The sequence below is a fragment of the Pseudomonas sp. GW821-FHT01E05 genome, from assembly GCF_059422425.1.
Genome location: NZ_JBWKWW010000008.1, coordinates 37,195 through 59,441, shown reverse-complemented (window position 1 = coordinate 59,441; position 22,247 = coordinate 37,195). Strand labels below are relative to the sequence as shown.

Here is a 22,247-nt window from a genome sequence, read left to right as displayed (position 1 = left end):
GGAGTACGCCATGAAAAAGATTTGGAAGGCAATCTGCGCTGTCGCTGTGGCTGGTGTAATGAGTTTGCCAGTTCACGCCGAAGAAAAGAACATCACCATGGGTACGATGACTTGGGAGGATTTGACGCCCATCACCGGTATCACCAAGAAGGTGCTTGAAGACGCTGGCTACACAGTGAAAGTTGTAGATTTTTCCGAGTGGGGCATCGCGTACGCTGCGTTAACCAAGGGTGATGTTCAGGTGTTGGCGTCCCAAACGGACTATGCGGCGAACGATTACTGGAACAAAAACAAGAACAAGATCGAGAAACTATCTCCTGTTTCCTTTGGCCTTTACCAAGGTCTTGCAGTGCCGAGCTATGTCAACATTGATTCCATTGATCAGTTGAATGCTAACTCGGAAAAACTGGGCGGCAAAATTATCGGTATCGAGCCAGGGTCTGGCTTGATGAGCGACGCTAACAACGTAGTTAAAGCGTATGACCTCAAGCTTAAGCTGGTCGAGGGCAGTACCACCGCGATGACTGCAGCGTTGAAATCAGCCGTCGACCGTAAAGAGCCGGTAGTTGTAACCGTCTGGGAACCCTCCTGGATGACCAAGAAGTTCGATCTTAAATTCCTGAAAGATCCAAAAGCCATATTCCCACCACAGCAAGGCTACTACTGGATCGGCCACAAAGGCTTTGCTGAAGGCAATCCACGTGCTCGCGAACTCATGGCGAGCGTATACGTGCCGATCGCAGACATCACCGCGATGAATGCTGAAGTCAAGGATGGCAAGACGATGGAGCAGGCTATCAAGGGCTGGACGGATAGCCACGCCGAGCTGCTGAAGCGTTGGGAAAATATCAAGAACTAATCAATTTTTGCTTTGTAGCCACTGCCGCCCTTTGATTAATTAGAAAAACCAGAAAACTGGTTCACGGGTTACGAAAATGACAACGCCCAAAATTGACACCAACGAAGTGCTGATAGATTGCCAGTCAGTCTGGAAAATCTTCGGGAAAGCCGCACCTGCAGCAATGAATGCTGTTGTTCAGCAGGGGCTCACCAAGACTCAGATCCTGCAAAACTACGGCTGCGTGGTCGGCGTCTCCGACGTCAGTCTCCAGGTTCGCCGAGGAGAGATCTTTTGCATCATGGGATTGTCCGGCAGTGGCAAATCCACACTTATCAGGCTACTCAATAAGCTGATCACACCTAGCTCAGGGACAGTCCTGGTTAAAGGCAAGAATCTGTCTTCCCTTACAGCTGCACAGCTTCGTGAGGTTAGGGCGCGTCACATTGGCATGGTCTTTCAGAGCGTCGCTTTGTTACCAAATCGAACAGTGTTGGAGAACACGGCGTTTGGCCTGGAAGTGCAGGGCGTGGGCAAGGCTGAACGTTACAAGGTAGCCGAGCAGGCCTTGGCCAAGGTGGGTTTGAGCGATTGGTCTTCACATTATCCCAGCGCGTTGTCTGGAGGTATGCAGCAACGTGTGGGGTTGGCACGTGCCATTACTGCGGATCCTGAAGTGATTTTGATGGATGAGCCTTTCAGTGCGCTTGATCCGTTGATTCGCCGGCAGTTGCAGGATGAATTTCGCCAGTTGACCAAGGAGCTTGGCAAGTCCGCCGTGTTTATCACGCACGACCTGGACGAGGCGATTCGAATCGGTGACCGCATCGCGATCATGAAGGACGGCGTGATTATCCAGGTGGGTACGGCCGAGGAGATCGTGCTCAATCCGGCTGACGACTACGTCGCGGAATTTGTGGCGGGCATTTCCAGATTGCATCTGGTTAAAGCCCAGTCGGTCATGACGCCCGTGGAGCCTTACCAGGTGGCGAACCCTGGCTGCGACATTTCCAGGCTTGCCAAAACCTCGCTCGACGCCGATATCAACGAGCTGATCGAATTGACCATGAAGTCCGAGCGCGACGCACTCTCTGTTGTCGACAACGGAACAGTGGTAGGCATCATTACGCTGCGTGATCTGCTGCGTGGCGTACAAGGCATTCCGAATGAGTTCGCGGCTTCGACAGCCGCCAGTCTTCTGGAGGCATCGACATGAGCATCCCGGACTTTTCCAATCAGTTCGACTCGGTCGTCGACTCGAGTCTGGAATGGCTATCGGATCACGGCGAATTTTTATTCGACGGCGTCAATGCATTGCTGACGGGCATATACAAAAGTGTTCTCTGGTGCATTGCCTATCCCCCGTATTACGTCGTCGCGATAGCCATTGCCCTTATCGGGTGGCGGGTTGTCGGCGTTCGGTTCGCCATTCTCGCGGGCCTGGCGTTGTTGTTTTGCGAGGTGATTGGCTTGTGGCCGGAGACGGTCAGTACCCTTGCCCTGGTGCTGACGGCTACCGTGCTTGCGTTGGTGGTAGCGATCCCATTGGGCGTGCTGGCCGGTCTCGCACCGTCAATTGATCGCGTCGTGGATCCGGTTCTGGATCTGATCCAGACCCTGCCGCCCTACATCTATCTGTTGCCGGCAATCGCCCTGCTGGGCTACGGCCCGGCCACGGCACTGTTGGCCACCTTTATCGTTGCCGTACCACCGGCCATACGCCTGACCTCTCTGGGGATTCGCATGACTCCACGGGAATTCATCGAGCTGGGGGATGCCAGTGGCGTCACCGGTTGGCAGATGTTCTTCAAGATCCGCCTGCCATTCGCCAAGCCAAGCATCATGGCAGGGGTGAATCAGAGCTTGATGATGGCCTTCGGCATGGTGGTTATTGCCGGCATCGTCGGTTCCGGCGGCCTGGGTGAGTCGATTTATGCAGCTGTTCGCACACTGGATATCGCCAAGTCGATCAATGCGGCCATCGCCATCGTCATTCTGACCATGATTCTGGATCGGTTGGCGCAGCACGCTGCACGTTCGCAGATGGGAGAAAGCCAATGACTACCATGAACATCCAATTTTCCCCGGGTGAGTTCCTGGCACCTGCCGTTGACTGGCTGAACGCCAATCTGCACGGTTTGTTCAAAGGGATCAGCCAAGTCATCGAGGCGGTACTTGGCTTCGTTGAGGCCGCGCTGCTTGCGCCCCATCCTTATTTGTTCATTGGGATCGTCGTCGTTGGCGCTTTTTTTCTCACCAACAAACGCGTCGCCGTATTCGCTGCGTTGATGTTGGCTTTTTGCTTATTCTCCGGCCTTTGGGTCGCCTCCATGCAAACCATTGCCCTGGTCTCGGTCGCGGTTCTGATATCGGTGGCCATCGCCTTTCCACTCGGTGTGCTGGCCGCACGGGTGAAGCGGGTTGATGAAGCGTTCCTGCCGATCCTCAACATCATGCAGACGGTGCCGCCATGGGTTTACCTGATCCCCGCCGTGATTCTGTTCAGCCTGGGGCGGGTGCCGGCAATTATTGCGACCATCGTTTATGGCATTCCGCCGATGCTCAGGCTGACTACCCTGGCGTTCAAACAGTTGCCGAAAGATTTGCTGGAGCTGGGGCAGGCGTCCGGTGCTTCGCCAAGGGACATTTTGTTCAAGATTGAACTGCCGACTGCCGCGCCCACGCTGTTGGTGGGCCTGAACCAATGCATCCTCATGTCCTTGGCGATGGTGGTGCTGGCAGGTCTGGTGGGGGCGGGCGGTTTAGGGGCTGAAGTAACCCGAGGTCTCTCAAGGATGGAGATGGGCCTGGGACTCCGGGCCGGCCTGGCGATTGTGGCGGTTGCACTGCTGCTGGATCGTCTGTCACGCGGCGCGTTGCAGCGTCATTCCCCCAGCAACCTCGTTTGATAGGGTTCCAGTATGAGACGCAGCTTTTTTTGCATCGACTCACATGCGTGCGGCAATCCGGTTCGGGTGGTGGCAGGTGGCGGCCCTTTGTTGCCGTCGGTGTCGATGGCCGAACGACGAGAAATTTTTGTCCGCGATCATGACTGGGTGCGAACCGCGTTGATGTTCGAGCCCAGGGGGCACGACATCATGTCTGGCGTCATCGTCTATCCGTCCTCGCGTGATGACTGTGACTTTGGTGCGTTGTTTATCGAGGTCAGCGGCTGTCTGCCGATGTGTGGGGCAGGGACTATCGGTCTGTCTACCGTGGTGATCGAGGAAGGCCTGATCACACCGCGCGAATCGGGCAAGCTGGCCATCGAGACGCCGGCCGGGCGAGTGGATGTCGAGTACACCATGAACCGCGAATATGTCGACTCCATCCGCCTGTTCAACGTGGCCAGTTATCTGCACAGTGCCGACGTGGTGGTGGATGTGCCAGGCGTAGGTGAGCTCGTCGTGGACATTGCTTACGGCGGCAATTTCTATGCGGTGGTCGAGCCGCAGGAAAACTGGGCCGGCTTGCAAGGATTGACCACGGCAGACATCGTCAACCTGAGCCAGAAACTGCGCTCGGCCTTGGCAGAGGTGTGTGATCCCGTGCATCCCGAGAACAGCAGAATCAGTGGCGTTCACCATGTCATCTGGTGCGACGACGAACACAGCACGGCAGCAGATGGACGCGGTGCCGTGTTCTACGGCGACAAAGCCATTGATCGCTCTCCCGGTGGTACAGGTACCTCGGCACGGATGGCTCAACTGTTTGGTAAAGGACGATTGAAGGTGGGGGATACGTACCGCAACGAAAGCTTGATCGGGACGATCTTCGAAGGGAAAGTCGAAGCGTCGGTGAAAGTCGGAGCGTTTGACGGCATCAGGCCGAGTATCGGTGGCTGGGCGCAGATTACCGGACACAACACCATTTTTGTCGACGATAAAGACCCGCTTCGTCACGGTTTTCAGCTTGCCTGATCAGCAGAGTAATGACGCCAGGGGTAAGCGCTTTTTGTACTTCTGGCGCTTGGCATTGCGCTTTATCAACGCACCAAATAACGTGTTCATTAACATAAGAAAGTAGGTCGAACATTGATCGAGCGACGCCAATTCAGCGGAGGCATGAAGGGGAAAAATCTCCGCTATCTGAATGAAAACCCCAACGAGACGACTCAAATGGTTCGGGCAGGATTTCTGCTGCTCGAGCATTTCTCGCTGCCCGCGTTCACCCAGGCGCTGGATACGATTGTCACCGCGAATCTTCTACGACCCGGGTTGTTCTCTTCCCGAACGTTTGGCTTGACCGATGGGGAGGTCGTCAGTGATCTGGGCTTGGTCATTCGGCCGGATGCGCGTATCGATTGTTCAGTGATTAAAGACCTTGATCTACTGGTCATTTGCGGCGGCTACAGGACAGAACTGAAGGCTAATGATGGATTTATCACCCTGCTCAGGACTGCATCGGATCTGGGTGTCAGTCTGGCCGGATTGTGGAATGGTGCATGGTTCCTGGGGAGGGCAGGATTGCTTGACGGTTACCGTTGCGCCATTCACCCCGAACATCGCCCCGCACTCGCTGAGTTCTGCAAGGCGACGCAGGTCAGCAGTGAGCCCTATATCATTGATCGAGACCGGCTCACGGCTTCCAGTCCTTCCGGGGCCTTTCATATGGCGCTGGACTGGATCAAAGGACTGCATGATAAAGCCCTCGTCGAGGGTATAGAGGACATCCTGGCGTTCGAGGAGTCTCGTTATCGGCGCATCAAACCAACTGAAAATATCTGTGTGAGCGCGCCGTTACGTGAGGTGGTAAAGCTGATGGATGCCAACCTCGAAGAGCCTTTGGAGTTGGAGCAACTGGCGGTCTACGCTGGCCGTTCGCGTCGACAACTCGAGCGCTTGTTCAAGGAGCAACTGGGCACAACGCCGCAACGGTATTACATGGAACTGCGTATCACCGAGGCGCGACGACTTCTCCAGCACACAGAGCTGTCCCAGGTCGATGTGCTGGTTGCCTGTGGCTTTGTTTCGCCCAGTCATTTCAGCAAGTGCTATAGCTCGTATTTCGGTTACAGACCGTCCAAGGAAAAGCGGCTGGTAAAGTAAAAAGAACCGTTGCGTTAGTAACGTTTTGGAATGATCCATCGCAACGGTGGATCAGCTAGATCACTTTGATGCCGGGAAAGGTAACTGTCGGTAAAGCTGTTGTCTCAACGCGTCAAATGCGGCACCCGCTGCCGAAATTAAATACGCCCCAACGTTTTTCCGTGACTTCATGGCGCAGCCCGATCCGTCGAAGCTTCGTGAGGCAGCTGTGTATGCGTGGATATCAGGCAGATCCGGTAGACCGACGATATCACCTTGCCGTGGTGCCTCTACATCGGAACGGGATGGTGCCGGTGATTGCCTTGGTGGTTTTACGGAGGGGGATTTGCAGTGTGTTGCCTCATATATCCAGGTCAATCACGTATGAGCCATTAAATTCAGGGTTTTCATTGATGCCATTTTTTGCATAGCCCCGGGCGTTGCAAATGACGCGGGTATTGCCCACCCGATAGTCAAAGCTCCCATGGGTATGGCCATGTAGCCAAAGTGCCGGTTGCCAGTCTTTGATCCGCTCTTCGAGGTCTGAAACATAACTGGAGTTAATCGGCGAACTCGCAAAAGCCGGGCTGATGCTCAACCGTGTCGGTGCAAAATGGGAAACCACCACCGTGGGCATGGTTCTGTTTTTGGTAAAGCAGTCTTCCAGCCAGGCGACTGTCTGTAAAAAAACCAGTTGGGAAATCGCCGGAGTGAACAGGTCTTGAAAATCGGGTGAGATTTTTATGTGGGTGAAGTCCCGAATGACCTTCGTCGCCAGATCAATGCCCCGTGCCCGATCCTCTGCGGAATCGAAAAGACGATAGTCAGACCACAGGGTGCAACCCAGAAAACGCACGCCGTTGTGGACATACTCCGAACGTTCCAGCACGTGGATCTGTGTGCCTTGCGACAATCTGTTCAAGTGCTCGTAGGTAGAGATCAGGTCACTGCCATAAAACTCGTGATTGCCTGCCACGTACACGACCGGAGCGGGGCAGGATTTGGCCCACTCAATGGCCGCTGCCGGTCGGGAGATGTCTCCGGCGAGGACTACGATATCGGCATCCACATCGGGAAAAGGTAATGCGTTGACGGACAAGTGGATGTCGGACAGCAAGGCGATGCGCATTGATCAACTCCTACCGGTTTTAAATGGCGGCCCATTCAACTTACGCGTTGATCACCTCTTGCGACAAGCTTGGCGACTCCCTCTCGACACCAGGATGGCGACGAGAGGGAGCACAAATCGTCCCCTAAGAGAACGCGCTTTGAATGACCAGGCGTTGTTGCTCAACGTGCATCGTCATATTGCCTGGTGCCGTGGATGCACCTGGTGGTGGTCCTGCGTAACGAAGCGAGGCCGACTCAGGGGTAATTTCACGCAGATAATCATCGACGAATTTCCAGGCACCTTGATTACGGGATTCCTCCTGGCACCAGACCACCGATTTCAGATTTTTGTAACGACCGAGTTCATTAGCCAACGCCTCGCAAGGAAAAGGAAAAAGCTGCTCCAGGCGGACAAAAGCAATATGTTCAGCATTCACAGCACGGCGGTGTGCCAACAGTTCATAGTAAATTTTTCCGGAACAGGCGATCACACGGGTCACCTTTTGATCTTCCGCAGCAGCGGTAAACCTCTCACCCATCACCTCCTGAAAAGATCCCTCAGAGAATTCCATTAGCTCGCTCACAGCATCTGGATGCCTCAACAAGGATTTCGGAGTCATCACAATCAATGGCCTGGGTGCGGAATGCAACGCCTGACGTCGCAGTAAATGGAAGAACTGAACCGGCGTCGTCGGCTGACAAACCCGCATGTTGTCTTGCGCACATAATTGCAGGTATCGCTCCAGTCGGGCTGAAGCGTGTTCCGGACCCTGACCTTCTTGCCCGTGCGGCAACAACATGGTCAATGCACTGTGCTGACCCCATTTGGCAGCGCCAGCGGCAATGAACTGGTCGATAACTACCTGCGCGCCGTTGGCAAAATCTCCGAATTGAGCTTCCCACAGTACCAGTGCGTCAGGACGGGCGATGGTGTAACCGTATTCAAAGGCCAGGACCGCGGCTTCGGACAAAACCGAGTTGATGACCGTGAAGTTACCCTGCTGCCCTTGGGCCACATGATCCAAAGGCCGATATTTACCTTGTCCACGCACTTCACGATTCTGCGGATTTAAAACGGCGTGCCGATGGCTGAAAGTGCCTCGCTCGCAATCCTCCCCACTGAGCCTCACATCGACACCAGCAGACAACACCGATGCGAAAGCAAGGTGTTCACCCATGCCCCAATCCAACGGTTTCGAGCCCATTGCCATCTCGTGCCGGCCATTGATGACCCTGGATACCAGAGGGTGCAATTTCAAATCTGCAGGAAGCTCTGAAATACGGGTAGCCAGTGCTTTGATTTGCTCCAGTGTCGGTGCTGAGTAAAAGTTGGTTTTCAGGCCTGGAGAGAACTGTTGAGCTGTCTCTACGGCCATGGAGGTTTCAGCTATAGCGCCAGACTGGGAGTTTTCCAGACCGTCGCGGTAAGCCTGCGCGATGGACAAAACCTGCTCGTCAGTTAGCAGTCCCGAAGCGACCAGCTTATTGGCATAGATTTGACGTATGCCCGGATGGGTACCGATCGAACGGTACATCAGCGGCTGAGTAATGTTGGGTGTGTCTTGCTCCTGATGGCCGTGCCGTCTGAAACAGACCAGGTCGATCACTACGCTTTTGCCAAACTCTTTGCGGAAATCGAGTGCGAGCTGTACCGCATTGACAACAGCCTCAGGGTCGTCCCCGTTCACGTGCAATACCGGCGCCTCAATCATCTTTGCAATGTCAGTGCAGAAAAATGAGGACCTGGTTTCTTGTGGATCAGAAGTGGTAAATCCAATCTGATTGTTCACGACGATGTGCACGGTGCCGCCGGTGCCATACCCTTTGGTGTAACTCAGGCTCAGCGTTTCCATGACGACACCTTGTCCGGAAATGGCCACATCACCATGTATCTCTACTGGCAGCACGCTGCCGCGCTGGGAGGCTTCGTGCTGCTCGCTTTGAGCTCGAGCCATACCTTGAACAACCGGGTTGACGATTTCCAGGTGAGAAGGGTTGAAGGCCAAGGCGACTTTCACCGTACCGTTTTGCGTCTCTATGTTCCCCGTGAACCCCTTGTGGTACTTCACGTCACCCGCCGGTAAAACATTGGCAGCTTTGTTATCGAACTCATCGAATAGATAAGCCGGTGGCTTACCAACCGTGTTCACCAGAACATTCAAACGGCCACGGTGAGCCATGCCCATTACGACATTACGTACACCGTTTTTTGCGCCATGGTTGATGAGCTCATCCAGAAGGACGATCAAGGATTCACCGCCCTCCAACGAAAATCGTTTTTGACCGGTGTACCGGATATGCAGATATTTCTCGAACCCTTCCGCCGCCGAAAGACGCTCAAGAATGCGAAGTTTTTTCTCGGGACCGAGCGCCGGCTTCGATCGTGTGGACTCAAGACGGTTCTGCCACCAATCGCGTTGCAATGGGTCGCTCAGGTACATGAATTCGGTGCCTAAAGTTCCACAGTAGGTTGTCTCTAATGCGCAGACCAAGTCAGAAATAGACCCTTCGCCTTTCCAGAAGTGGTTACCTGGCAGCTCGATTTTTTTTGATAAGTCGCAGCCTTCCAATCCGTGAAACTCAGGCGACAGCTCCGGCATGCCAGGTAATGGAGCCCATCGCAGAGGATCAAGATCGGCCCGACGTGCGCCGACCATTCGAAAGGTCGCGATTAATGATTGAGCTGCTAATTGTCTACGAGCAGTTTCCATGTCTGGAACAGCGACCGACAAAGCCTTGCGCCCGGCACGTCGCGCAAGCTGCACAAACTGCTCGACTATCGGCGCGTGCGCAATGTCAGCTGTCTGCAACTCACCAATGCCGAGGGGCAGCCGAAATGACTCAAAGTAGGTACGCCATTGATCGGGTACGGTTAAGGAGTCAACGAGAAACTGCTCATATAACTCTTCAACATAGGTGGCGTTCCCACCATGTAAGACTGAAGTTTTTTGGCTTTGCATCGCTAACTCCTCGTTTCTCTGCCCTCGGATTGTTAGAGCGATGCTAACTAAAATGTCATTCTAAAATACTTATAGATGGTGCGGTTCAAGGCCAAAGAAAGGCGATTTTCGGCCAAGCACCCACCCGTACCAGAGCTGCTCGTACTTGGCCAGAAAGTGATTGAATCTGGCTTGAAATCGATGCTTTATAAACTTGATGTGAACCCGCGTCGGTGCCATCTTTTTGTTTCGGACGCCGCCAGGAGATTCACTATGCTGCCTCGATTTTTTTCGTGGTGTGGTGGGGCACCTGCGATACTTTCTTGTGTATTACTTTTGCGCTTTTCTCGGTGTTTCTGAAGTGACTCCGGTATTCTTTCGGCGTGGTATTCAAGCGTCGTGAAAAAATCATGCGCATATGTGTTGAGTTATGAAAGCCGCAGTTGAATGCAATGGTTTTTAATGGGACGTCTGTGTCTTCAAGCATTTTTCGAGCATGGTCAACCCGCACCTGTTCAACGAAAGCCGCAGGCGTGACAGCTGCGTATCTGGAAAAAATTCGCGAAAAAGTACGACGGCTCACCGACACGGCATCCGCCAGTTGATCCATCGAAAATGCTTCACCGATATGATCTGTCACATAACGCATCACCGTAGTGACGATGGAGTTCTCTTCGGGGCGCAAGGCCAGGAATGGGCTCGATTGTGACTGTCCGCCCTCTCTGTGGATGTACACAACCAGGCGTTTTGCGACGGTGACTGCAAGTTCGTTACCCCAGTCTTCAGCGACCAAAGACAGGCACAAATCGATGCCGGCCGACACACCGGCAGAGGTGAACAGATCTCCATCGCGTACGAAGATTTTGTCAGGCCGGATCAAGGTAAGAGGGAATTGATCTTCAAGCCGCTGAACATCATTCCAGTGTGCGGTCACTTCGCGCCCATCCAGCAAGCCAGCATGAGCTAACAGAAAGGCTCCATTGCACACCGATCCAAATCGCCGAGATCCCGCCGCCTGACTGCGCAACCAATCCAGAAAACCTTCTTCTGGTCGTGCGTCCGGCATTCTCGGACCACCCGCCACGAGAAGCAGGTCGCAATGGCCCGGATAGTTTTGATAGTGATAGGGAACGGCAATCTCCATCCCGTTCGAGCAGCGTACATTTCCTGGTCGAACCCCCACCATTGAGACGTCATACCGCTGACTTTCTGGCAGGAATGAATTCGCTTCGGCGAACACATCGAGGGGACCTGCTACATCCAGCGCCTGGACACCATCAAAAACAACCAGTGCAAGTTTCATATGAGCCTTCTCAGTCAACCGTCCGTAGAAGGGGCGGTTGTGCTACGAGAATTTTAGACAGGTTCGTCTACACACGCTACGGGTCACCGTCAGTCGGTCAATAAACCTCTCGCTATCTCGTGCGCAAATGGCCAGAAATAGCTATTCATTGGCTCTAAAGTGAATGAGCAAAAAGTCGGCGTGTCTCGATTTGCCTCTAAGCTTGCTGCAGATATGAGCCGGCTGTTGGTACATCTCAATATTTATGGGTACCCCAACTAGCGGATATTCCAAAGAAAAATATTATTCAATTTCGATAGCAAACGGAGCGTATGCCGATGTGGTCCAACACGCCCGCAACAAGACTGTTGGGTATAAAATTTCCCATTATTCAAGGTCCCTTTGGTGGCGGCCCCTCGTCCGTTGAACTGGTCAGTACTGTATCCAATGCCGGAGGTTTAGGGTCTTTTGGCATGCAGTCACTGGAGCCCGCGCAAATGATTGATGTGGCACGGCAGATTCGTATAGCGACGAGTAAACCGTTTGCCATCAACCTTTGGATGTCTAACGGTGAAGAGACAGAATCAAGCCCCGAAGGCGTTCATGAAGCAGGCGAGCTTTTGCGTCCGTATTATGCCGAACTTGGAAAGGAAGTTCCGGCCACGCCAGAGCGTTTTATCCCTGATTTGGGCGCCCAGCTAGCTGCAATGCTGGAAATTAAGCCGCACGTATTCAGTTTTGTTTTCGGCATTCCTCCTGTCGCCATTATTGCTGCCTGCAAGTCATTGGGTATTTTGACGATGGGGACAGCGACCACTGCGCTGGAAGCGAAAGCATTGGAACGTGCAGGCGTCGATTGCATTGTTGCCTCAGGATTCGAAGCCGGTGGTCATAAAGGGTCGTTCCTGAGATCGGCTGAAGAATCGCTTACGGGCACATTTTCCTTGATTCCCCAGGTCGTGGACCAGGTGGGGATCCCCGTTATCGCTGCCGGTGGCGTAGCTGATGCACGCGGGGTGGCGGCAGCCTTTGCCTTGGGGGCTCACGGCGTTCAGATTGGTACTGCGTTTCTTGCCTGTAAAGAGTCAGCGGCGAGTTCCCCGCATCGCAAAGCCCTTTGCGAGAGTCATTCGGGATCTACGACGCTGACGAAAGCCTTCACTGGGCGCCTGGCGAGGAGCATTTCGAACAGGATGACTACCGAGATGAGTCACAGCAGCTCAAAAATTGCGGCTTATCCTGTCCAGGCCTGGTACATGGGGAATCTCGGAAGAGCGGCGCTAATGCAAGGCCACGATGACTTCGTTTCTCTGTCAGCAGGGCAATCCGTCTCTCTGATTCGTCACGACAACGCGCGCGAGTTGATGGAGGAACTCGTCAGGGAAACTCCGAAAATTTTTGCGAAATACTGTTTGCATCGATGATGAAGATCGAAGGGGGGAGGTCAGCTTTTTGCGGATCTCTGGATTGGGATGTTATTCGTTGGAGCTTATTTTTAAAGTACTCTGACGGCGCAAGTTTGAAAGTTGATAGCATCCCGGATCGTTTCCAACAGGAGGCAGATCCGGGCCACTTCATCCGCTGGTATGTTCAGGCAGATCCACTACTCGGTCATGTTCAACATCGGCTCCGCAGCCTTCGGCGAACCATCTCGCACCCACCAACAATGTCCGCCTCAAGCAGCCCCACGGCAGTGTCGAATTGCCCGGTTATGGTTGCCGCCTGATACCTGCATTGTGGGGCACCGAAAGACAGATACACCACCTGGGCGGCGCCACGTACGCTATTGCTGGACGAGTCCGCGAAAAGAGGATTGAGGCCGGTCTATCGACTGAGTCACCAGTTTAATGCTGATGACACCGTAAGACACGCTAATTCAAGCACTTACAGAGTAAATACCCTGGTTTGCGCCTTGTCTTGGTACGTCTCCTATACTGACTCGCGTTGACAGGTTCAACGCAGGCACCGAATGCCGTTGGAACTGCAGTCGGAGTTCTGACAACTCCCCTACCAGTCACTGTAAGGAGATCGAACATGGCAATCCGTATTGGCGACGAAGCACCGGATTTCACTGCCGAAAGCACCGAAGGTCCGCTGCACTTCCACGAGTGGATTGGCGACAAGTGGGCCATCCTGTTCTCGCATCCGAAGGACTTCACCCCTGTGTGTACCACTGAGCTCGGTTATATGGCCGGACTTAAGCCGGAATTCGATAAACGCAACACCAAGATAGTCGGGCTCAGTGTCGACCCGGTCAGTGACCACCGGGCCTGGGTCGGTGACATCGAAGAGACCCAGGGCCATGCGGTCAACTATCCCATGATCGGCGACGCAAACCTGGTGGTGGCGAAGCTCTACGACATGATTCACCCGAATGCCAGTGGCGGCTCACGCACCGCCGCGGACAACGCCACGGTGCGTTCGGTGTTCATCGTCGGCCCGGACAAGAAGGTCAAGGCGATGCTGATCTACCCAATGAGTGCCGGGCGCAACTTCGATGAAGTGTTGCGCCTGCTCGATTCTCTGCAATTGAACGCCAAGCACACAGTCGCCACCCCAGTGAACTGGCGCCCGGGTGAGGACGTCATCATTCCCACTTCGGTATCCGATGAAGAGGCCAGGAAGAAATATCCGCAGGGCTTCAAGACGTTGAAACCCTATTTGCGCGTCGTGGCGCAACCGAGGTAACAACAACCAGCAAGGGCTCAGTCACGATTGGAAGATGGATTATGTATCCGGGAGCGACTCTACGCCGGATGACATCGATCGCAGTGTTGACTGGGCTCACCCACCTGAATCATCGAGAGTGGACAGCATTCCTCTGAGGTTAGCCACCGTAGAGTCCCCATCTGCGCCTTTAGCTTTATTGTTGCATTCAGTGCACTTATTAACTGCAATCTTCCTGGCTAGTGCTTTGTTTTCGACCAATTAGACTCCTCAGCACAACGAATGCGCCAGGAGATCAAGATGGTAAGCTGCGTCAGGATTCAGAATATTGGTGGGCCTCAGGTCTTGCGGCTCGAACAGACAAGTACACAATCACCTAGTGCCGGAGAAGTCTGGCTGGAGCAGGCGGCCATTGGGATCAACCCCCTGGACCTGAGCCAGCGCTGCGGCACTGTTCGTATTCCTTTGCCATCCGGTCTCGGTCTTGAAGGGGCCGGGCATGTTACGGCGATAGGGCCGGACGTCACCGAGGTGGCGGTGGGAGACAGGGTCGCGTACGCCACCGGTCCGATTGGCGCCTACGCCAGTGGTCGCCTCTATCCGGCCAATCGACTCGTGAAGATTCCCGATGATCTGGGCTTCGACGAAGCGGCAGCGGTGTTCTTCAAAGGCATTACCGCCCACTATCTGCTCAAGACAACCTATCGCGTTGGCCCCGGCTCCAGGGTGCTGCTGTATGGAGCTGCGGGCGCGTTGGGGCAAATCATGGTGCCGTGGGCCAAACATCTGGGCGCCTTCGTGATCGGTGTGGTCTCGAAGCAGGGAAGTGTCGAGCGCGCAAAGACAGCCGGTTGTGATGAAGTACTGGTGTTCAACGCAGCTACGCTTGCCGATCAGGTCGCCGAGGTAACCAAGGGGAAAAAGGTCGACGTCGTGTATGACCCTATCGGCCGGGTTTCTTTCGAGGCTTCCCTGGATAGCCTTCGCCCGCGTGGCCTGCTGGTATCTTTCGGAATGGCCTCGGGAACGACGCCTGCCATCGAGGTCAGCACCCTGAACGCCAAGGGTTCTCTCTTCCTGACCCGACCGTCCCTCGCCGCGCACACGGCCACTGCGCACGAGTATCAAGAGCGCGCAAAGGATGTGTTGCAAGCGATAACCGACGGTATCATCCAGCCACGAATCTGGCGTCGCTACCCGTTGGCCGACGTAGCCTCTGCGCACGCCGATCTGGAGAATGGGCGGTCGCAAGGCGCGATGATACTCACGCCCTGAGCGCAGACCGGGACCAGGCGTATGCCCCGGGCCTTCGCCAGAACCCTTTGTCTGGATGTGTCCGCGAGGTTTGTAGTTGTATGGATCTGTTCGATAGCCGTCAGGCGGATGAACTCGCCACACTCCTGGCTCTGTCCGACCACGGCTCGTTTGCCGCGGCGGGAAGGGTGCTGCAACGGCACCCTTCGGTGCTGTCCAAGCGGCTCAGCGCCTTGGAGCTTCGTCTCGGGATACGCCTGGTCGAACGGACCACGAGGCAACTGCGCTTCACGGACGAAGGGGAGCGCCTGGTCACGCGGCTTCGCCATGCAGTGAGCTTGATTACGGAAGCTGAGCATGATGCAGCTCAGGGCGCGGCGCAGGTCAGAGGGCGACTGCGGATTGCCTTGCCAGCGGCGATGGGGCGGCTATGGCTCAGCTCGATAGTGTCGGAGTTCGCCCTGGCGTACCCCCAGGTTTCGCTGGAGGTCGAGTACTCGGAGCGATTCGTGGACATTGTCGCGGAGGGTTTCGATGCCGCGATCCGAATCGGTGAGCTTTCAGATAGTCGACTGGTTGCCAGGAAACTGTGCGACCACCGTCGTATTCTGTGTGCCGCGCCTGCCTACCTGCAGCGCCATGGAGAGCCGAAAGTTCCGGCAGACCTCGATGCCCACAATTGTCTCGGCTTCACCGGACTGCACTCATACCCGGAGTGGAAGCTGACGCGCGATGGCGATCAGAAGTCCGTCAGGGTGCGTAGCGGTATGGTCAGCAACGACAATGAGGCATTGCTGTCCGCCGCCTGCCTGGGGCTGGGCATTCTTGCTGGAGGCGAGTGGCTCATGAAGAGAGACATCGATTCCGGTCACCTCGTCAGGGTGCTTCCGGAGTGGCAGCTGGATGCCGACGCGGGCGTCTATCTGGTACGCCCGTCCGCCAGGTACAACACCGCAACGACGACGGCGTTCAAGCACTGGATCGAGGAAAGGTTTTCCAGGGGGGCACCTTGGCAATCGTTTTGACAGTGGGGATGCCCATAGCATGGGGCAGAAAACGATCAGAAGCGGACCATGGGCACACTGCACGTGACTCCGTAATGAACACTGTCATGGAGCCCATCCACCGCAAAAACTCACCGCACGATTGCGTTCGGAACTGGCGAACAAACGTATGGTCTGCCTGCACATTCCCGATGATTTTGAGTACATGGAACCGTTCCACGGTCACTCGGGCAACCCGGCCAACCGCAGTCCATCGACGAAGCGCGCGAAATCCTCGTGCCGTTGGATGGGCAGCCAGTCTTTCAGGTTTGAGATGCGCAAAGAGGGATCCAGCTCGCGAAGACGCTGCATCGCCAACCTCGCTTTATCCATTCGTCCGCTGAGGGCATGACTGGCCGCCACCAAGGCCACCGGGGCCAGGAAACTGGGCAGGTTGCCCAGCGCCTTTTCCGCCCAGTCCGTCGTGAGATCGAAGCGCCCGGCGAAGAAATGCGCGAGCGCCATTCCGACCTGCATCCTGAACATTTCCGGATCCAGCGGACTCAAGCGAGTGGCATGGGTAAGCTGCTCGATGGCGGCGTCTGTTTCACCGCGCAGCGCGCGCAGGATACCGCCCAAGTACCAGGCGGGGGCGAGGTTGGGGTTGAGCAGACGTGCCCTGTCGAGCAATGCAATGCCGCCGTCAACATCGCCGGCGAGATGGCTTAATGCATGTCCGCCTCGCGTCAACGCGACTGCATCATCCCGGCCAAGCGTCACCGCCAAACGCGCAAGCCGTACGCCCTCAGCGATCTCTTGTATACGATCGGTCATCCAGCCATTCAGCTTGCGCCAGAAGTGGCACCAGGCTGCCATGCCATAGGCCGATGCAAATTCCGGATCGAGCTCGATGGCCTTGTAGAACAACGGCAGCGCCTGGTCGAGGGCTTCCCGGGTGCCATTGTGCAGTTTTGCCATTCCGCGCAGGTAGTAGTCGTAGGCGTCCAGGCTTTCCGTCGGTTTGCGTTTGGCACGTTCAATTTCTGCCCGTTCGAGTTGCGGTGCGATGGCACCGACGACGCTTTCGGCGATTTGATCCTGCAGCTCGAAGATGTCGTTGAGCGTGCCTTCGAAGCGCTCCGCCCAGATATGCGTCCCGCTCGTCGCGTCGATGAGCTGCCCGGTGATGCGTACCTTGTTCCCGCACTTGCGCACGCTGCCTTCCAGCACGTAGCGAACGCCCAGCTCCTGGCTGACGCCCTTGGCGTCCACCGTTCGGCCCTTGTAGGTGAAGCTCGAATTGCGCGCGATGACGAACAGCCAGCGGATACGCGACAGGGCAGCGATGATGTCTTCCACGATGCCGTCAGCGAAATATTCCTGCTCCGGATCGCCGCTCAAATTCTGGAAGGGCAAGACAGTAATCGAGGGTTTGTCCGGGAGAACGAGCGAGGAGGAGGGCATTTCCTTCGGGTCTGTGTGCGCGCGTTCGTCGATGGCAGGCTGGTCAGGCTGTTGCGCTTCGCCGATCCCGCCGACCTTGATCTGGCCGACAAAGCGGTAGCCCTTGCGGGCGACGGTGCGCACCAGGCGCTGTTCCTCACCCGTATCGCCGATGGCCTTGCGCACCGCATTGATGTGACTGGTGATCGTCGATTCCGAAACGATCCGGCCACTCCACACCGCCTTGAGCAGGTCGTCTTTGCTGACGACACGATCGGGGTTGTTGACGAACAGCAGCAATAGATCGAAAACCTGCGGTCCGACGGCCACGGTTTGCCCGCGCAAGGTGAGTTCCCGGCGCTCCTCATCGAGCACGTAGTCTTCAAACACGAATGGCAAAGTGAGGTTCCCCCTGACGAAGCGCCCGCAACTCCATGTCCCAGGCGACTGGCGATTAGTATTTGATTTGATGATACGGCAGCGCTAAACCCGCCGCACCGTCCGTGGCAGAGACGGCGGCGGACAGCGGCGGCTTTGGACGTAAAACCAAGCGTTCGTGGAGGGAAGTCCACAGCAGGCACAAGGACTACGCTCACACGCGCAGGCAATCTCTCCTTACACCGACGCAATGGTTGCAGTCGATACGTGGAGAAAGCCCATGAAGATCGTCGTCATCGGAGGCTCCGGCCTCATCGGATCGAAACTTGTGAAGAACCTCCGCGAGCGCGGCCATGACGTGCTCGCTGCTAGCCCCAGCACGGGCGTAAACAGCATCACCCGCGAGGGCCTGGCCCAAGCGATGGATGGTGCTGACATCGTCGTCGACGTGGCGAACGCGCCGTCGTGGGAGGACCAGGCTGTCCTCGAGTTTTTCGAAACGTCGAGCCGTAACCTGCTGGCCGCCGAAGCGGCGGCCGGGGTTCGCCATCACGTTGCCCTGTCGATTGTCGGGAGCGAACGGCTTCCCGAGAACGGCTATTTCCGGGCCAAGGTCGCGCAGGAAAGCCTTATCAAGGCATCCGGCATTCCTTACTCTATTTTGCGTGCCACGCAGTTCTTCGAATTTGTCGGCGGCATTGCCCATTCGTTTACCGTCGGCGAAGAGCTTTGCGTTTCGCCGGCGCTGATCCAGCCGATGGCGTCCGACGACGTGGTGGCGGCACTTACCGATGTCGTGCTTGCAGCGCCGGTCAATGGCACGGTCGAAGTCGCGGGGCCCGAGGCCATGCCGCTCGACGAGTTGATCAGGCGCTTTCTGCGGGCCACCCAGGATACTCGCAAGGTCGTACCGGATGTACACGCACGCTACTACGGCGCCGTGCTTGACGATCAATCGCTGACCCCCGGCAAGAACCCGCGCCTGGGCGCGATCCGTTTCGAAGACTGGCTCAGCCAGTCAACGGCCGAAGCGGGTCGCTGAGGCTACCAGGGACAACTCAGGAAGACGCCGCGCCGGTAATGAGGCGCGCCGTCATAACGCCTGCACACGAAGGATTATTGCCATGGTTAGCCGATTTCTCTTGGCCGCTGCTTTTGCAGCATTGTCGATCACCGCAGCGTCGGCCGACGAGCGGCCCGGCGTCAACGTGACGGTCGTATTCGACCACCCCATTCCCAATATCCCCGGCAAGAGCATGAAAGGCGTGCTTGTCGAGTACGCGCCGGGCGCTTCGTCACCGTCCCACACCCATCCTGAATCGGCCTTCATCTATGCAACGGTCCTGGAGGGCTCGGTCCGCAGTCGCGTCAACGGCGGGCCGGAAAAGGTCTACAACGTCGGCGAAAACTTCGTTGAGGAGCCTGGCTCCCATCATCAAGTCAGCGCGAACGCCAGCGACACGAAACCCGCACGCCTCATGGCCGTGTTCGTCCTCGACACCGACGAAAAGGTGCTCGTCACACCTGCCAGGCAGTGAGCCGATAAGCGCGCTCATCGACGTTCGACAGCCGGGCGGCAGGCCACTGCCGCCCTGGGGCTGCTGTAGTGCATGGCATTGAACAGGAAATGAAAAAATGAACTCGCTCCAGGACAAGGCCACCATTGCCACCGGGGCAATCGCCGGGCCCCCCGTCGTAGTGGCGCGGCGAAGCACGCGCAAGACAATCGGCATATTACTGTGCGTCGGCGCGGTGGTGGTCGTGGCTGCCTGGGGGACCATGGCTGTTTCGAGCGGCACAACCTCGACCGATAACGCTTATGTTCGCGGTGACGTGACCTCACTCGCCGCAAAGGTGGCCGGCTATGTCACTGCGGTAGAGGTCGTGGACAACCAGACCGTCCGGGCGGGTGACGTCCTGTTTCGTATCGATGACCGGGACTATCGCGCAAAGCTTGCGCAAGCAGAGGCTAATGTCAGCGCTGCAAAGGCTCGACTGACCCATGTCGATGCGCAGACCCAGCTTCAGCGTGCGTTGATTCGGCAGGCCGAAGCCCAACGACGTTCAGCCACCGCCGACATGGATCTGGCAACCAAGACCCACGATCGCAGTCGCAAACTGATCGTCAGCAACGCGGTGAGCCAAGCTTTGGTCGATGAAACCGGCACGGCGCGTTCCAGAGCCGAGGCGTCGGTATCGGCCGCTTCGGCAACGGTCGAGGCGCAACAGCAACACATCGCCGTCTATGTGGCCGAGCGAGAGGCTGCCGTGGCGGCCGTGTCGCAAGCACAGGCTGTGCGCGATCTCGCCCAAATCGATCTCGACTACACCGTGGTACGCGCGCCTGTGGGTGGCGTCGTCGGTAACCGCCAGGTTCGTATCGGCCGGCTCGTTACGCCGGGCGTTTCCTTACTCGATATCGTGCCGGTCAATGATGTGTGGGTCGTGGCCAATTTCAAGGAAACCCAGCTCGAACATATCCGCCCCGGACAGCGCGTGCGCATCACGGTCGATGGCTACCCCAACACCGTGCTTGAAGGCGTGGTCGACAGCTTTGCACCGGGGAGTGGGGCGGCGTTCAGCTTGCTGCCGCCTGACAACGCAACCGGGAACTTTGTCCGTGTCGTGCAGCGGGTTCCGGTCAAGATCCGGCTGGCCGACAATCCGCTGCCGGGGCGCATCGTGCCAGGTCTGTCCGCGCGGGTGGAGGTGACGCAAGGGGGCGGCTCATGAACACCTTTGCCAGCGCAACGCCGAGCAGTGCCAAGGCTACGACTGGCGTCCTGCTCATCGTGGGCATCGTGCTGGCCACACTGACGGAAGCGATCACCGGCACCGTTCTTTCGATCGGGCGCGGCGATATTATCGGCGACACCTATGCAACACCTGATGAATTCGCCTGGCTGGATGTCGGCTACACCACGCTCAAGCTGATCGGGTTCATCATGGCCCCATGGCTGATGCAGCGTTTTTCTGCGCGTAACCTGATCATCGGTTCAACCCTGGCCATGGGCCTGGCGTGCTGTATGGCCGCCATCATCGCTCGACTGGACCTGCTGATCGTGCTTCGCATCATTCAAGGCTTCGCCGGCGGCACCCTGCTGGTGGCGGGCCAGGCGATGATTTTTCGTGCCTGGCCGCGTGCCTTTCAGCCGATCCTACAAGCCCTGTTTGCCATGGGTTCGGTGGTCGCGCCAGCGACTATTGCCCCGGCCCTTCAAGGGTGGTTGATCGACAGTCAGTCCTGGACCTGGATTTTCTTCAGCGTGGTACCGCTGGCCCTGGCGGCGACGGGCCTTTTGCTCATTGCAGACGGCCCATCGCCTGCCAAGGTCCGGCAGCGTCCCTTTGACTGGCTCGGCTTCTCCTTGATCTCGGCCACCCTGTTCTGTTTCACCTACGTGTTCAGCCAGGGCAGCCGATGGGACTGGTTCGAGGAACCTCGGATCCTGATGCTGACAATGATCGGCACCGCCGCGCTGCTGGCATTTTTCGGCCAACAAGCGTTGGCCAAAGGCCCGGGGCTATTCGATTTCACGGTGTTCAAATCGAGTGATTTTACCTTTGCCTTTATCGTCAGCTTTGTCGCTGGCGCCGCCTTGTTCGGCAGCGCATTTTTGATTCCGGCATTCGCCCTGTCGGTGCTGGCGTTCACCCCGACCGATGCCGGCTTGCTCCTGCTGCCCAGTGGCGGTCTGTTTGTCGGCTCGCTGCTCATCGCTGCCTTTTTTATCAAAGTGCGCCGCGTTCCACCGGTTGCGACAGTGCCCTTTGGCATCCTGCTTATCATGGGGGCGATGTGGATGCTGTCCGGTTCCACCAGCGACAGCGGCACCGGCGACATGATGGCGGCTATCCTGTTGCGCGGCCTGGGCCTTGGCTTCCTGTTTCTGTCAATTACGCTGATCGCCTTCAGCGACCTCAACAACCGCAACCTCGCCTGCGGCATCAGCCTGTTCAATACGGGGCGTCAATTGGGTGGCTTAATGGGGGTCGCCGGGCTCCAGACCCTGATCGACCATCATATCGTCATCAATGTCGCGGCCCTCGGCGCCAACGTCACCCCAGGGGGAAACGCGCTCATCGAACGGCTGACGACCACCACGGCGATGTTGGTGGGGAAGGGGATGGATCAAGCGGCCGCTGGCAGGGCAGCGACGAGCCTTTTGGGTAAGGTCGTGTCAGGTCAGGCCACAGTGATTGCCTTCGACACCGCGTTCTACGCCGTGGCCCTGCTGTTTGTCGTCGCCGCGCCCATACTGATCGGCATCAAGATCGGCCTGGTGCGATACGCGAAAGCGCGAGCTGCGCTTACTGTTGCGTGAG

At 56.7% G+C, this 22,247-nt stretch carries 18 protein-coding genes; 14 read left to right on the top strand and 4 right to left on the bottom strand.

Going from position 1 to position 22,247, the window contains the following annotated elements; all coding sequences use genetic code 11:
• Positions 1-10: 10 nt before the first annotated feature.
• The 6 genes from AC07W5_RS18555 (at position 11) to AC07W5_RS18530 (ending at position 5,886) form a co-directional block, all read left to right on the top strand.
• Positions 11-859 carry a glycine betaine ABC transporter substrate-binding protein gene (locus AC07W5_RS18555; RefSeq protein ID WP_494995577.1) on the top strand — a complete coding sequence of 283 codons (849 nt, stop codon included), beginning with the start codon at positions 11-13 and terminating at the stop codon, positions 857-859.
• Between the two features lie 76 nt (positions 860-935).
• Positions 936-2,054: a quaternary amine ABC transporter ATP-binding protein gene (locus tag AC07W5_RS18550; RefSeq protein ID WP_495024056.1), complete on the top strand. Its 1,119-nt coding sequence runs from the start codon at positions 936-938 to the stop codon at positions 2,052-2,054.
• Positions 2,051-2,899, top strand: a complete 849-nt coding sequence (locus AC07W5_RS18545) for an ABC transporter permease (protein WP_495024055.1) — start codon at positions 2,051-2,053, stop codon at positions 2,897-2,899. Before AC07W5_RS18550 ends, AC07W5_RS18545 begins: the two co-directional genes overlap by 4 nt.
• A complete protein-coding gene (locus AC07W5_RS18540) occupies positions 2,896-3,747 on the top strand; it encodes an ABC transporter permease (protein ID WP_494995574.1) in 852 nt (283 codons plus the stop codon). Before AC07W5_RS18545 ends, AC07W5_RS18540 begins: the two co-directional genes overlap by 4 nt.
• Before the next feature lie 12 nt (positions 3,748-3,759).
• On the top strand, positions 3,760-4,758 hold the full coding sequence (locus AC07W5_RS18535; protein WP_495024054.1) for a 4-hydroxyproline epimerase: 999 nt from the start codon (positions 3,760-3,762) through the stop codon (positions 4,756-4,758).
• Between the two features lie 144 nt (positions 4,759-4,902).
• Positions 4,903-5,886: a GlxA family transcriptional regulator gene (locus tag AC07W5_RS18530; RefSeq protein ID WP_494995586.1), complete on the top strand. Its 984-nt coding sequence runs from the start codon at positions 4,903-4,905 to the stop codon at positions 5,884-5,886.
• 340 nt (positions 5,887-6,226) lie between these two features.
• Here AC07W5_RS18530 and AC07W5_RS18525 read toward each other — a convergent pair whose 3' ends face one another.
• The 3 genes from AC07W5_RS18525 to AC07W5_RS18515 all read right to left on the bottom strand — a co-directional run bounded on the left by AC07W5_RS18525 (position 6,227) and on the right by AC07W5_RS18515 (position 11,217).
• Positions 6,227-6,994: a metallophosphoesterase gene (locus AC07W5_RS18525; protein WP_495013427.1), complete on the bottom strand. Its 768-nt coding sequence runs from the start codon at positions 6,992-6,994 to the stop codon at positions 6,227-6,229.
• A gap of 124 nt (positions 6,995-7,118) precedes the next feature.
• Complete coding sequence (locus AC07W5_RS18520; protein WP_495024053.1) at positions 7,119-9,935, bottom strand: 2-oxoglutarate dehydrogenase E1 component; 2,817 nt, start codon at positions 9,933-9,935, stop codon at positions 7,119-7,121.
• Between the two features lie 250 nt (positions 9,936-10,185).
• Positions 10,186-11,217 carry a GlxA family transcriptional regulator gene (locus AC07W5_RS18515; RefSeq protein WP_495024052.1) on the bottom strand — a complete coding sequence of 344 codons (1,032 nt, stop codon included), beginning with the start codon at positions 11,215-11,217 and terminating at the stop codon, positions 10,186-10,188.
• Positions 11,218-11,534: 317 nt separating this feature from the next.
• On the opposite strand from AC07W5_RS18515, the gene AC07W5_RS18510 reads away from it, so the two are divergent.
• From AC07W5_RS18510 to AC07W5_RS18495, 4 genes are all read left to right on the top strand, one after another.
• On the top strand, positions 11,535-12,620 hold the full coding sequence (locus tag AC07W5_RS18510; RefSeq protein WP_495013429.1) for an NAD(P)H-dependent flavin oxidoreductase: 1,086 nt from the start codon (positions 11,535-11,537) through the stop codon (positions 12,618-12,620).
• 610 nt (positions 12,621-13,230) lie between these two features.
• Positions 13,231-13,884, top strand: a complete 654-nt coding sequence (locus tag AC07W5_RS18505; protein ID WP_494995568.1) for a peroxiredoxin — start codon at positions 13,231-13,233, stop codon at positions 13,882-13,884.
• A 279-nt stretch (positions 13,885-14,163) separates the two neighbouring features.
• The gene (locus AC07W5_RS18500; RefSeq protein ID WP_495024051.1) at positions 14,164-15,138 is read left to right on the top strand and encodes a quinone oxidoreductase family protein; all 975 of its coding nucleotides are present in this window, start codon (positions 14,164-14,166) and stop codon (positions 15,136-15,138) included.
• 80 nt (positions 15,139-15,218) lie between these two features.
• Entirely contained in the window at positions 15,219-16,142 is a 924-nt protein-coding gene (locus AC07W5_RS18495; RefSeq protein WP_495024050.1) for a LysR family transcriptional regulator, read from the top strand.
• 201 nt (positions 16,143-16,343) lie between these two features.
• Here AC07W5_RS18495 and AC07W5_RS18490 read toward each other — a convergent pair whose 3' ends face one another.
• Positions 16,344-17,942, bottom strand: coding sequence for a winged helix-turn-helix domain-containing tetratricopeptide repeat protein (locus AC07W5_RS18490; RefSeq protein WP_495013438.1), 1,599 nt, complete (start codon positions 17,940-17,942; stop codon positions 16,344-16,346).
• Between the two features lie 259 nt (positions 17,943-18,201).
• Here AC07W5_RS18490 and AC07W5_RS18485 point away from each other — a divergent pair, with 259 nt between their 5' ends.
• The 4 genes from AC07W5_RS18485 (at position 18,202) to AC07W5_RS18470 (ending at position 22,246) form a co-directional block, all read left to right on the top strand.
• Entirely contained in the window at positions 18,202-18,963 is a 762-nt protein-coding gene (locus AC07W5_RS18485) for an SDR family oxidoreductase (RefSeq protein ID WP_495024049.1), read from the top strand.
• 82 nt (positions 18,964-19,045) lie between these two features.
• Entirely contained in the window at positions 19,046-19,459 is a 414-nt protein-coding gene (locus tag AC07W5_RS18480) for a cupin domain-containing protein (RefSeq protein WP_494995563.1), read from the top strand.
• A 97-nt stretch (positions 19,460-19,556) separates the two neighbouring features.
• Complete coding sequence (locus AC07W5_RS18475; protein WP_495024048.1) at positions 19,557-20,654, top strand: HlyD family secretion protein; 1,098 nt, start codon at positions 19,557-19,559, stop codon at positions 20,652-20,654.
• A complete protein-coding gene (locus AC07W5_RS18470; protein WP_495024047.1) occupies positions 20,651-22,246 on the top strand; it encodes a DHA2 family efflux MFS transporter permease subunit in 1,596 nt (531 codons plus the stop codon). The genes AC07W5_RS18475 and AC07W5_RS18470 overlap by 4 nt, the downstream gene beginning before the upstream one ends.
• The last annotated feature ends 1 nt before the right edge of the window (position 22,247 follow it).